This window comes from Pseudomonas sp. TE50-2 (genome assembly GCF_040813665.1).
Lineage (GTDB): Bacteria > Pseudomonadota > Gammaproteobacteria > Pseudomonadales > Pseudomonadaceae > Aquipseudomonas > Aquipseudomonas soli.
In genome coordinates this window covers 80,876-93,256 of the sequence record NZ_JBFNXN010000001.1, presented here as the reverse complement: position 1 = coordinate 93,256, position 12,381 = coordinate 80,876, and the positions used below count along the sequence as shown (strand labels likewise).

The following is a 12,381-nucleotide window of genomic DNA, read 5'->3' as shown; positions in this document are numbered from 1 at the left end:
TATGAGGGCGCTACAGGCGATCACCTGCGAGGATCAAATGCCTCGCGCAGCGCATCGCCGATGAATACCAGCAACGACAGGATCAGCGCCAGTGCAAAGAATGCGGTGAAGCCTAGCCAAGGCGCCTCGAGGTGCTGCTTGCCCTGGGTCACCAGCTCGCCCAGCGACGCGCTGCCGGCGGGCATGCCGAAGCCGAGGAAGTCCAGCGCGGTCAGGGTGGTGATCGCCCCGGTGAGCATGAACGGCACGTAGGTCAGGGTCGCGTTGAGGGCGTTGGGCAGGATATGCCGCAGCATCACCTGGGTGTCGGAAAGCCCCAGTGCGCGGGCGGCCTTGACGTATTCCAGGTTGCGCCCACGAAGGAACTCGGCGCGCACCACATCCACCAGGGTCAGCCAGGAGAACAGCGCCATGATCCCCAGCAACCACCAGAAATCCGGCTCGACGAACCCCGACAGGATGATCAGCAGGTACAGCACCGGCAACCCCGACCACACCTCCAGCAGACGCTGGCCGAGCAGGTCGACCCAGCCGCCGTGGTAGCCCTGCAGGGCGCCGGCCGTCACGCCGATCAACACGCTGAGCAGGGTCAGAGCGAAGGCGAACAGCAGCGAGACCCGCGTGCCGTACAGCACCCGCGCCAGCACGTCGCGGCCCTGGTCGTCGGTGCCCAGCCAGTTGCTCGTGCTGGGCGGGCTGGGGGTAGGCACCTGCAGGTCGTAGTTGGGCGTGTCGGCGCTGAACGGGATCGGCGCGAAGAGCATCCAGCCGCCCTGGCCCTCGATCAGCTGGCGCACGTATTGGCTGCGGTAGTCGGGCTGGAAAGGCAGTTGCCCGCCGAACTGCTGCTCGGTGTAGCGCTTGAGCGCCGGGGTGTACAGCTCACCCTGGTAGCCGAGCAGCAAGGGCTTGTCATTGGCCACCAGTTCCGCCCCCAGGCTCAGCAGCAACAGCCCGGCGAACAGCCACAGCGAGATCCAGCCGCGGCGGTTGTCGCGAAAGCGGCGCAGCCGGCGTCGGGCGATGGGCGAGAACATCAGCGGCCCCTCGCGTCGAAGTCGATGCGCGGGTCGAGCACCGTGTAGCACAGGTCGCCCAGCAAGCGGATCAACAGCCCGGCCAGGGTAAAGATGAACAGGGTGCCGAACACCACCGGGTAGTCCCGCGATACGGCCGCCTCGTAGCTCATGCGCCCGAGGCCATCGAGGGAGAAGATCACCTCGATCAGCAGGGAGCCGGCGAAGAACACCGTGATCAGCGCCTGGGGCAGCCCGGCCACCACCAGCAACATGGCGTTGCGCAGCACATGGCCGTATAACACGCGCCGTTCGCTCAGGCCCTTGGCGCGGGCGGTGACCACGTACTGGCGGGCGATCTCGTCGAGGAAGGCGTTCTTGGTCAACAGGGTCAGGGTGGCGAAGCCGCCGATGACCAGGGCGCCGACCGGCAGCACCAGGTGCCAGAAGTAGTCGGCGACCTTGCCCAGCAGGCTGAGCTGGTCGAAATCGTCGGAGACCAGGCCACGCACCGGGAACCAGTTTAGCGAGGTGCCGCCAGCGAACAGTACGATCAGCAGCAGGGCGAACAGGAACGAGGGCAAGGCGTAGCCGATCACGATCAGGGCGCTGCTCCAGGCATCGAAGCGGCTGCCATGGCGTACCGCCTTGCGGATGCCCAGCGGGATCGACACCAGGTAGGTGATCAGCGTGGCCCAGAAGCCCAGCGACAGGGTCACCGGCAGTTTCTGCACGATCAAATCGGTGACCTTGGCGCCGCGGAAGAAGCTCTGGCCGAAGTCCAGCCGGGCGTACTGGCCTAGCATCAGCCATAGCCGTTCGGGCGCGGACTTGTCGAAGCCGTACTGGCGCTTGATCTCCTCGATCAGCTTGGGATCCAGCCCACGGGTGGCGCGGGATTCGCCTTGCACCGCCTCGACCCGTGCACCAGGCGCGCCGCCGCCGATACCCTGCAGGCGCGCCACGGCCTGTTCCACCGGCCCGCCGGGCGCGGCCTGGACGATGGCGAAGTTCACCAGCAGGATCGCCAGCAGGGTGGGGATGATCAGCAGCAGGCGGCGCAGGATGTAGGTGGTCATGGCCCTTTCCCCAGGCGCTCGGCCATCTGTTGGGTGGTCAGTGCCCGTGGGCTGACTTCCCACCAGGTGTCCAGGCCTTCGTCATAGGCCGCCTGCACCTTGGGCAGGCCGAAGCGGTTCCACCACACCGTCGAGCTGCCAGGCGGGTAGTAGTTGGGGATCCAGTAGTAGTTCCATTGCAGCACCCGGTCCAGGGCGCGGGCGTGGCGCAGCATGTCGGCCTGGCTGTTGGCGCGCACCAGACCGTCGAGCAGGCGGTCCACCGCCGGGTCCTTGAGCACCATCAGGTTGTTCGAGCCGGGGTCGTTGGCCGCTGCGGAACCGAAGTAGTTGTACTGCTCGCTGCCCGGCGACAGGGTCACCGGGTAGCCGGTGACGATCATGTCGTAGTCGCGGGCCATCACGCGATTGACGTACTGGGCGGCGTCGACGTTGCGGATGTTCAGCTCGACGCCGATCTGCGCCAGGTTGCGCTTCCACGGCAGCAGCAGGCGCTCCAGGCCCGACTGGCCATTGAGGAAGGTGAAGCTCAGCGGCTGGCCCTGGGCGTTGACCAGGCGATCGCCTTTGGGATGCCAGCCAGCGTCCTGCAGCATAGCCAGGGCCTGCAGCTGCTGCTGGCGGATGATGCCGGAGCCGTCGGTGACCGGCGCACTGAACACCTGGCTGAACACTTCATCCGGCACCTGGCCGCGCAGCGGCTCGAGCAGCTTGAGTTCCTCTGCATCGGGCAGGGCGCGGGCGGCCAGCGGCGTGTTGGCGTACAGGCTCTGCTGGCGGATGTACATGTTGCGCATCATCTGCCGGTTGCTCCACTCGAAATCCCAGAGCATGGCCAGGGCCTGGCGCACGCGGCGGTCCTTGAACTGCGGCTGGTCCAGGTTGAACACGAAGCCCTGGGCGATCTGCGGCTTGGCCGGGCCCAGGTGGGCACGGCGCAGGCGCCCGTCATCCAGCGCCGCGCCGTTGTAGCCGAGGGTGTAGGCGGTGGCGGAGTACTCGCGGTTGTAGTCGTAGCCACCGCCCTTGAGCACCTGGCGGGCCACTTCGGTGTCGCCGAAGAATTCGACGCTAATGCGGGCGAAGTTGTACAGCCCGCGGGCGACCGGCAGGTCCCGCGCCCACCAGTTCGCATCGCGCTCGAAGGTGATGCTGCGGCCGTTGTCGATCCTGCCGATGCGATAAGGGCCGCTGCCCACGGGCTTGTCGAAGCCGGCGCCGTTGGCGAAGTCGCGCTTGTGCCAGTCATGCTCGGGCAGCACCGGCAGGCCGGCCAGCTCCAGCGGCAGGGTGCGGCCATGGGGCTGCTTGAAGTCGAAGCGCACCTGGCGAGGGCCTTCGACGGTGACCCCGGCGACATCGGCAAATTGGGTGCGGAACTTGAGGCTGCCCTGGCTCATCAGCAGGTCGTAGCTGAAGCGTACGTCCTCGGCGCGCACCGGCTTGCCGTCGGCGAAGGTGGCGCGCGGGTCTAGGTAGAAGCGCAGCCAGGCGTCGTCGGGGCCACGCTCCAGGCGCTGGGCGATCAGGCCGTAGACGGTATAGGGCTCGTCGAGCGAACGCATGGCCAGCGGCGCGTAAAGCCAGCCGTCTACCTGGCTGACGCCGATGCCTTTGTCGATATAGGGCAGGATATGGTCGAACTGGCCGATCTCGATGGCCGAGCGGCGCAGGCTGCCGCCCTTGGGGGCGTCAGGGTTGACGTAGTCGAAGTGGTGGAAGTTCGCGGGATAGCGGGGGGCTTCACCGTAGACGGTGAGGGCGTGGGTGGGGGCGGCCTGTAGTGAAAACGGCAGGATCAGGCACACGCAACTTGCAACCACACAGCGCATGATCATGTCGAAACGGCTTTTGTGGGAGCGGGGCAAGCCCGCCCCCACAACGTTCGCTCCTACAGGAACGAGCACGGCAATGCCGGATCAGTCCTGGCGGCTGGTCACTTCCAGCAGGTGGTAGCCGAACTGGGTCTTCACCGGGCCCTGGACGACGTTCAGCGGCGCGCTGAAGACCACGGTATCGAACTCGCGAACCATCTGGCCCGGGCCGAACGAGCCCAGGTCGCCGCCCTGGCGGCTGGATGGGCAGGTGGAGTTGGCCTTGGCGACTTCGGCGAAGTCGGCGCCAGCTTCGATCTGCGCTTTGAGTTCGTTGCACTTGTCTTCGCTGGCAACCAGGATGTGGCGGGCGGTGGCTCGGGCCATGGGTACTGCTCCTTGGGTTCGAAAAGGCAAGCCTAGCGCACTTGTTCGTGCCCTGTCTCGCCAGGCTTGCCGCAGAGGCTCACAGGCGCGCGGCGGCATCGCGCAGCAGTACCTCGGTCGCGTCCCAGCCCAGGCAGCCGTCGGTGATCGACACGCCGTACTTCAGCGCGCCTTTGCCTAGAGTCTGGCAGCCGTCGAACAGGTGGCCCTCGAGCATCACCCCGACCAGCGAGCGGTCACCGCCCAGGCGCTGGGCCAGCACGTCCTCGAACACCGCCGGCTGGCGCGCCGGGTCCTTGCCGCTGTTGGCGTGGCTGCAGTCGACCATGATGCGTGGCGCCAGACCTGCCTTGGCCAGGCCCTGGCGCGCCAGGGCGACGCTCTGGGCGTCGTAGTTCGGGCCCTTGTGCCCGCCGCGCAGCACCAGGTGGGTGTCGGGGTTGCCCAGGGTCTCGATGATCGCCGGATGCCCCTGCGCGTCCATGCCGAAGTGACGGTGCGGGTGGGCGGCGCTGCGCATGGCGTCGCAGGCGATGCCGATACCGCCGTCGGTACCGTTCTTGAAGCCGACCGGCAGCTCCAGGCCACTGACCATCTCGCGGTGAATCTGCGACTCGGTGGTGCGCGCGCCGATGGCGGCCCAGCCCAGCAGGTCGTCGAAGTAGCCGGCGGCCATCGGCTGCAGCAGCTCGGTGGCGATCGGCAGGCCGCGTTCGAGCATGCCCAGCATCAGGCCGCGGGACAGGGCGATGCCGGCGTGCATGTCATCGCTGCCGTCGAGGTGCGGATCGTAGGCCAGGCCTTTCCAGCCCACGGTGGTGCGCGGTTTTTCCACGTAGGCGCGCATCACCAGCAGCAGCTTGTCGTCGACCTCGCGGCTGAGCGCGGCCAGACGGTCGGCGTACTCGAGGGCCGAGCGCGGGTCATGGATCGAACAGGGGCCGACCACCACCAGCAGGCGTTCGTCGCGGCCTTCGAGAATGGCGCGGATCGCCTGGCGCTGGGCATGGACTTGCTGGGTGAGTTCGCTGGACAGCGGCATCTGCTGCTTGAGCAGGTGCGGGCTGGGCAGGCGCTGGCTGACGGTGGTGTTGGCAGCGTGCGGCTGGGTCAGGGGCAGGGCGAGATTCGAGGCTTGCATGGCGTTTTTTCCCTGGGCGGACGGCGGGTTCTGGCCCGCGCGGTCGGCCCTATCGAGGTGTTCGACTGATCGTCAAATGGGGTGTCTGTGCGGCATTGCCACCGGAAATCGACCGAACGGAGGCGGCAGGCTGGCCCGAACGGAACTGGCTAAATCGCCATGCATAGGTGCGGTAGTAGGTGGTGTGGTTCATGACGCTGTCCTCAAGGTAATCGGTATGTTTCGTGGGCCCGGAAAAGCAAAACCCCCGGTCGGGGAGCCGACCGGGGGTTTGAGTATTCTCATGTTCGGCGGCCCCTCGAAGGTGGGCGCCGGATGGGTAATCGGCGCCTAGTGGCTAAACCAATACCCAAAATAAAAGCTGGCAACGGCGTTACGACCGGCAACGGCCAGCACGCGGTGCGCGGAGCGACCGGTGTGGTTGGCGTGGTTGCGGGTTTGTTTCGACATGTTGCTCTCCAGTGATTGGGACCGAGCTTACTGCACCTTTGCGTTGGCGTTCAATCACTAAATGCTATTGGAGTAATTGTGTACCTCTACTGGCCTCATCGCCGGCAAGCCGGCACCCACAGGAACGACGGTTGGCTTGAGGACCGCGCAGCAGCCCCTGATTCGGGGGCACATCAATAGGGGATTTTCCCCCGGTTGCCCCACTTTTCTATTTCTTAACTAGTTGAAATTGAACAATTAATTATCTGGCACGGCACTTGCTGACCTCCCCGCAGTATCCCTGTGTCCCCGGAGGTGCCCCATGTCGACCCCTCGCAAAGGCCCGGTCCTGTCTACCTTACTGCTGGCCCTGCTGGGCTGGCAGGTCTCCAGCGAGGCCGCCGTGCAGTGCCAGCGCACGCTGGTGGCAAACGTGGTGGCGCTGGACCAGCCACTGATGTTCAACCGCCTCGGCGCGCAGAACGCCAACGGCATGATGTTCGCCCTGCGCCAGGACGTGGTGGACGAGCACCGTGTGCCCCTGAGCAAGGGCGGTGCGGCGGTGCCGGGCAAGGTCACCCTGCGCCCGGATAAGCGCCCGCGTCCGATCGTGCTGCGGGTGGCGGCGGGGGACTGCCTGACAGTCAACCTGAGCAACCTGCTGGCCTACCAGGCCAACCCCAACAAGCACGGCATCGATCACGATGAGAACGAAGTCGAAGGCGAGGAAGAAGAGGGCGCCGAGGTCGAGAACGAGGGCAACGAGCACTTCGTCGCCGACGAGCAGGTCACCGATCGCCATGTGGGCTTCCAGGTCAATGGCCTGCAGGCGGTCAACAGCATCGGCGACATCGCCGCCAACACTGGGCGCAACGGCAACTTCCTGGTCGCCCCGGGCGGCACCCGCAGCTACACCCTGTACGCCGAGCGCGAAGGCGCCTTCGCCGTTACCAGCCTGGGTGCGACCTTCGGCGGGCAGGGCGGCGGCGGTAACGTCGCCAACGGCCTGTTCGGCCAGGTGGTGGTGGTGCCCAAGGCCGGGCGCACCTACCGCAACACCCTGACCGAGGAAGAGATGCGCCTGGCCACCACCGGCCGCACGGCCACCGGTCAGCCGGTCATCGACTACCAGGCACGCTACCCCAACGTCGAGCCGTGGATCGCCGAGGGCAAGGCCGGCAAGCCGATCATTGCCATGGTCGACGGCAACGAGATCCAAAGCAGCGAGACCGACGCCATCGTCATGGGCCCCAACCCCGACGGCAGCTTCCCTGCCAGCACCTATCCGCTGGAAAGCGTCGGCAAGCGCAACCCGGCGCTGCCCAATCGCCTGGAAGCCTTCCGCGACTTCGCCTCGCAGTTCGCCGACGAGGTCGCCGCCACCCAAGCCTTCCCCGGTTACTGGGCCGACCCGGTCATGGGCCACGTGCTGGAACCGACCCGCGACTCGTTCATGATCAACTACGGCTCCGGCGGCATGGGCGCCGAGGTGGTGGCCAACCGTCTTGGCGTGGGGCCGATGCACGACTGCCTGTCGTGCGCCTACGAGGAGTTCTTCCTCAGTGCCCACACTGTCGGTGATATCGGCACCCTGGTGGATATCCCGGCCAACGTCGGGCTGGAGAACATCCGCCCGGGCGAAACGCCGCCGGCCAGCGCCACCGGGGTCAAGGCGACCATGGCCCTGTACCCGGCGGAACCTGCCAACGTGCACCATAGCTACATCGGTGACTTCACCAAGTTCCGCAACACCCACAATGGCCACGAGCAGCACATCTTCCACCTGCACGGGCACCAGTGGCTGTTCAACCCCAACGATGACAACTCCGACTATATCGACGCCCAAGGCATCGGCCCGGGCGTGGGCTACACCTACGAAATCGCCAACGGCGGCTCCGGCAACCGCAACCGGGTCGCCGGCGACGCCATCTACCATTGCCATTTCTATCCGCACTTCGCCCAGGGCATGTGGGCCATGTGGCGGGTACATGATGTGTTCGAGCCAGGCACGCGCCTGGCGGTCAGCGGCGAGGGCGAGAACGGCTTCCACACCACGCCGTTCGCCCTGCGCAATGGCAAGCCGGCCCCGGGTGCCCGGGCGCTGCCCGACGGCGAGATCATCGCCGGTACGCCGATCCCGGCCATCGTACCGTTGCCGGGCAAGGCCATGGCGCCGATGCCGGGCAAGGTCACGGTGGTGCCCAAGCTGGCCGAGACCCTGGTCGCCGAACATGACGATGAAGAAGAGGAGGGCGACGATCACCCCGACGAGCCCGCCACGCCGCGTGCGGTTGGCTCCCTCGCGCTGGTCGATCGCAGCGAGACCAATCGCAATGCCGACGGCAGCCTGAAAAACCCCGGCTACCCGTTCTGGATCGGCGGCATGGAAAGCAGCGTCGGCCAGCGTCCGCCGACTCCGCCGCTGGACATGCTCGACCCGGCCCTGGCCCGGCAGCTCAAGGACAGCGGCAAGGCGCTGTGGGCCAACCTCGATCCCAACCAGGTCGACGGTTGGGACGGCGGCCTTGGCCGGCACACCCTCGATGGCGTGTCTGCCGGTGGCGACGCCGTGACCACCACCACCAAGCTGGATTTCTCCAAGGTGGTGCACAAGGCCAAGCCGATCTACCTGCCCGAAGAGGGCACCGAGGTCGAACAGGCGGCCATGCAGTTCCACGCCAAGGCCGAGCACCAAAGCTTCGCCCTGATCCCCGGCGGCGCGCCGGTGGCCAAGGCCTTCCGCACCAACGGCGCCTTGCCGACGGCGGGCGCGCCGTACTATGAGCCGTGCATGGACGACCGCGGCAAGCGCCTGACCCAGTCTTCGGGCGTCGGCGAGTTCTTCAGCGGCGAAAACCTCACCGGCATGAGTTTCCGCGGTTCGTCCACCTTCACCGCCGACCGGCCGCGTATGTACAAGGCGGCGAACATCCAGTTCGACGCGGTGTACAACAAGGTCGGCTACCACTTCCCGCAGGCGCGTATCCTCGCCCTGTGGGAAGACGCCTGGCCGGTGATCACCAAGCAGCGCCCGCCAGAGCCCTTGGTGATGCGCATGAACACCTTCGACTGCACCCAGTACGTGCACACCAACCTGATCCCGTCGTTCTACGAGATGGACGACTACCAGGTACGCACCCCGACCGACGTGATCGGCCAGCATATCCACCTGCCCAAATGGGACCTGACCGCCGCCGATGGCTCGGCCAACGGCTGGAACTACGAAGACGGCATCCTCTCGCCCGGCAGCGTGGTCGAGCGCGTGCACGCCATTCGCAGCTTCAACAACTGCACCGAAGGCGATACCCGCGACGGCACCGCCGCCTGCCCGAAAGCCAAGCAGCATCCGTACTTCGGACGCTTCGGCCGGGCCGACTGGCTCGGCGCGCGCAGCGCGATGCAACGCTGGTTCGCCGACCCTCTGGTGAACGTGCACAACGTCGACCGTGGCCTGGGCACCATCTTTACCCATGACCACCTCGGCCCATCGACCCACCAGCAGCTCGGGCTGTACGCCACCGTGCTGGCCGAGCCCGCAGGCTCTACCTGGTACCACGCCGAGACCGGCGAACAGCTGTACAACCCGGCGACCCGCCAGGATGGCGGCCCGACCTCGTGGCAGGCGGTGATCCAGACCGGCGATCACGACGGCGATGGCAAGAACGACAGCTACCGCGAGTTCTTCCTCGAGTACAGCGACTTCCAGCACGCCTATGAAGCCGGCGTGTATGTCGGTGCCGGCCCCAATGGCGTGCCGGACGGCCAGGCCTATCCGGCCACCGCCGACAGCTTCCGCTACGCCATCAACCCGCCCGTGCGGCAAAAAGCCTCGACGCTGCTCGAGTCGGTGGTCGAATCCCGTGGCGGGCTGAGCCCGGGTTGCCCGACCCGGCCATGCCCGCAGGCGATCTCGGTGGATGACCCCGGCATGTTCGTCGTCAACTACCGCAACGAACCGCTGGCCCTGCGCGTATTCGACCCGAACAAGGTCGGCCCGGACGGCAAGCGCGGCATGCAGGCCGACGGCCTCGGCGGCGACCTGGCCTACGCCATGCAGAGCCGCACCGACCGCGCTATCCCGGCGATGAACCTGGCGCCTTCGGCGATCACCCAGGCCACCGGTCCCACCGGCGGCACCACGCTGTTCCCGCCGCACGTCAACAAGGGCAGCGAGCCGGGTGACCCGTTCACACCGCTGCTGCGCACCTATTCCGGTGACAACGTGCGCCTGCGCATGCATGCCGGCGGCCATGAGGAGGAACACAACGTCACCCTGCACGGCGTGAAATGGCTGCAGAACGGCTCAGGCTTCGGCAACAGCTCCAACTCGGGGTGGAAGTCGTCGCAGATGGTGGGCATCTCCGAGCAGCTCGGCTTCATGGCGCCAGTGTCGATGATCTCCAGCTCCGCCGCCACCAACGGCGACTACCTGTACTCGCTGGATGCGGCGCTGGAAGGCTACTGGAACGGCATCTGGGGCATCATGCGCAACTACACCGCGCAACGCGCCGACCTGTTCGCCCTGCCGAACAATCCGCAGCCGGTGGCCATGCGCAACACCGTCAATTTCGACGGCATCTGTCCGAAGACCACGGCCAACGCCAATGGCATCGGCACGCGGCCGACGGTCAAGCGCAGCTACGAGATCGTCGCGGCCCTGGCCAACGACATTCTCGAGAACCGCCACGGGGTCAGCATCAATGACCCGGCCGGCATCGGCCAGCACGTCGGTGGCGCGCTCAAGGCCAATGGCGGCACCCTGGTGTTCAACAGCCGCAAGGTCGATATCCCCATGGCCACGGTCACCGACGAGGAGGATGGCGCGACCTTCACCGTGGGCGGGCACAGTTCGCCGCTGCATGACCCGACCGCGGTGCTCTACGTGCGCAAGGCCGACCTCGACGCGAGCACCGGCAAGCTCAAGGCTGGCGTACCGGTCGAGCCGCTGGTGCTGCGCGCCAACGCCGGCGACTGCATCAGCATCACCCTGGAAAACCGCCTGCCGCTGATGATGCCCGACCTGCCCAGCAGCGCGGTGATGCAGAACGTGGTCAAGCGCGACCGCGCCGGCGGCGAGGGCTCCACGGCGTTCAACAACAACCTGATGCGCCCGTCCAGCCACGTCGGCCTGCATGCGCAGCTGCTGGCCTACGACATCACCAAGTCGGACGGCGTCAACGTCGGCCTCAACCCGGTGCAGACCGTGCCGCCGCGCAACGGCAGCAGCGGCGCCTACCCGAACCGGGTGTACCAGTACTACGCCGGGCACCTGGAGCGTGAAGGCAAGCCGGTGCTGCAACTGGGCCGCACCGTGGACAACATCAACACCACGGCCATCGAGTTCGGCGGCCTCAACCTGACCCCGGCGGATGTCATCAAGCAGCCGCAGAAAGGCCTGGTGGGCGCCATGAGCGTATTGCCGCAAAGCGCGACCTGGACCGAGGACACCGCCAGCCGCGCCCAGGCCACGGTGAAGGTCAGCGGCCAGCCCGACTACCGCGACTTCGTCACCGTGTGGCAGCGCTCGCTGAACATGCGCTGGGCCGATGGCCGGCCGGTGGAGGGCATCGCCACCGAGGGCAACGGCGTGCCCGGCGATCCGAAGGACAACGGCAACATGGCGATGAACTACAAGACCGAGCCGCTGTGGCTGCGCTTCGGCCTGGCGCCGGACGCGCCGTTCGGCCATGCCGATGGCTTTGGCTTCGCCGATGTGCCCAATGCCCACATGGCCTACAGCAATGCCCTGGTCGGCGGCGATCCGCAGACCCCGGTGCTCTGGGCCAAGCCCGGCCAGCCGGCGCGCAGCCACGTACTGATGCCCAGCGGTGGTAGCCGCGGCATCACCTACCAGCTCGATGGGCACCTGTGGCCGCTGCACAACTACCAGCCCGAGAAGAACGACGTGAACGGCTACCCCATGGGCCTGCCGGGCATCGGCTCGGTGCGCTACGGCTACAACCCGATGGCGATGTATGTGGGCGCGCAGGAAAGCGTGCTGCCGGCGGCGCACTTCAGCTTCATGCTGCCCAGTGCCGGGGGCGCCAACGCCGTGCCGGGGGACTACCTGTTCCGCGACTATGCGGCGTACGGCAATGCCTCGGGGCTGTGGGGGATCCTGCGGGTGACCAACGAGCCACCGCCAGCGGTGGCGCCTGCGCAGTGAAAGGGGCCTGGCGGCCTGACCGGGAAGTGGGGAAGGCCGCCAGGCAAACAAACAAGCATTAAATTTTCTGTTTTTGTTGCCTTGCCGCGGACCCTCATGGTTATCATCCGCCAGCGCCCGGGGCCAGGAGCCCGGCGCAACTGGAAAGCCGACGGCCCACAGGTCATCGGTACCGCAGCCGAAGGGACCACCCAGGCTCAACGCTCGTGGCCCTTGCATGCCCCCATAAGGATGGTGAGGTTTCAATTGGTCACGCAGTCTGGAATCGTCGATATGACGGGCCATGCGCCCGTGCTCGCCACATGTCCCTTCACGTGCGCCATCCCCCGGTCGCACGCTGTGCGCCTCA

The 12,381-nt window shown here is 66.7% G+C and carries 6 protein-coding genes; 1 reads left to right on the top strand and 5 read right to left on the bottom strand.

Annotated elements, in window-relative coordinates; genetic code table 11:
* Window positions 1–20 precede the first annotated feature (20 nt).
* From AAHK21_RS00310 to AAHK21_RS00290, 5 genes are all read right to left on the bottom strand, one after another.
* Window positions 21–1,037 (bottom strand): ABC transporter permease, encoded by a 1,017-nt coding sequence (locus AAHK21_RS00310; RefSeq protein ID WP_094009978.1) that lies wholly within the window; start codon window positions 1,035–1,037, stop codon window positions 21–23.
* Window positions 1,037–2,095 (bottom strand): microcin C ABC transporter permease YejB, encoded by a 1,059-nt coding sequence (locus tag AAHK21_RS00305; RefSeq protein ID WP_367855969.1) that lies wholly within the window; start codon window positions 2,093–2,095, stop codon window positions 1,037–1,039. The genes AAHK21_RS00310 and AAHK21_RS00305 overlap by 1 nt, the downstream gene beginning before the upstream one ends.
* Window positions 2,092–3,933: an extracellular solute-binding protein gene (locus tag AAHK21_RS00300; RefSeq protein WP_367855968.1), complete on the bottom strand. Its 1,842-nt coding sequence runs from the start codon at window positions 3,931–3,933 to the stop codon at window positions 2,092–2,094. Before AAHK21_RS00300 ends, AAHK21_RS00305 begins: the two co-directional genes overlap by 4 nt.
* An 81-nt stretch (window positions 3,934–4,014) precedes the next feature.
* Window positions 4,015–4,296 (bottom strand): peptidylprolyl isomerase, encoded by a 282-nt coding sequence (locus tag AAHK21_RS00295; RefSeq protein WP_094009975.1) that lies wholly within the window; start codon window positions 4,294–4,296, stop codon window positions 4,015–4,017.
* A gap of 79 nt (window positions 4,297–4,375) precedes the next feature.
* Window positions 4,376–5,437 carry a 3-deoxy-7-phosphoheptulonate synthase gene (locus tag AAHK21_RS00290; RefSeq protein ID WP_367855967.1) on the bottom strand — a complete coding sequence of 354 codons (1,062 nt, stop codon included), beginning with the start codon at window positions 5,435–5,437 and terminating at the stop codon, window positions 4,376–4,378.
* A 751-nt stretch (window positions 5,438–6,188) separates the two neighbouring features.
* Between AAHK21_RS00290 and mnxG the strand changes: the two genes are divergently transcribed.
* Window positions 6,189–12,032, top strand: a complete 5,844-nt coding sequence (gene mnxG, locus AAHK21_RS00285; protein ID WP_367855966.1) for a manganese-oxidizing multicopper oxidase MnxG — start codon at window positions 6,189–6,191, stop codon at window positions 12,030–12,032.
* Window positions 12,033–12,381 lie beyond the last annotated feature (349 nt).

Excerpts from the sequence above, each read along its gene's own strand:
- AAHK21_RS00310 (WP_094009978.1), bottom strand. The coding sequence starts at position 1,037 with ATGTTCTCGCCCATCGCCCGACGCCGGCTGCGCCGCTTTCGCGACAAC.
- AAHK21_RS00305 (WP_367855969.1), bottom strand. The coding sequence starts at position 2,095 with ATGACCACCTACATCCTGCGCCGCCTGCTGCTGATCATCCCCACCCTG.
- AAHK21_RS00300 (WP_367855968.1), bottom strand. The coding sequence starts at position 3,933 with ATGATCATGCGCTGTGTGGTTGCAAGTTGCGTGTGCCTGATCCTGCCG.
- AAHK21_RS00295 (WP_094009975.1), bottom strand. The coding sequence starts at position 4,296 with ATGGCCCGAGCCACCGCCCGCCACATCCTGGTTGCCAGCGAAGACAAG.
- AAHK21_RS00290 (WP_367855967.1), bottom strand. The coding sequence starts at position 5,437 with ATGCAAGCCTCGAATCTCGCCCTGCCCCTGACCCAGCCGCACGCTGCC.
- mnxG (WP_367855966.1), top strand. The coding sequence starts at position 6,189 with ATGTCGACCCCTCGCAAAGGCCCGGTCCTGTCTACCTTACTGCTGGCC.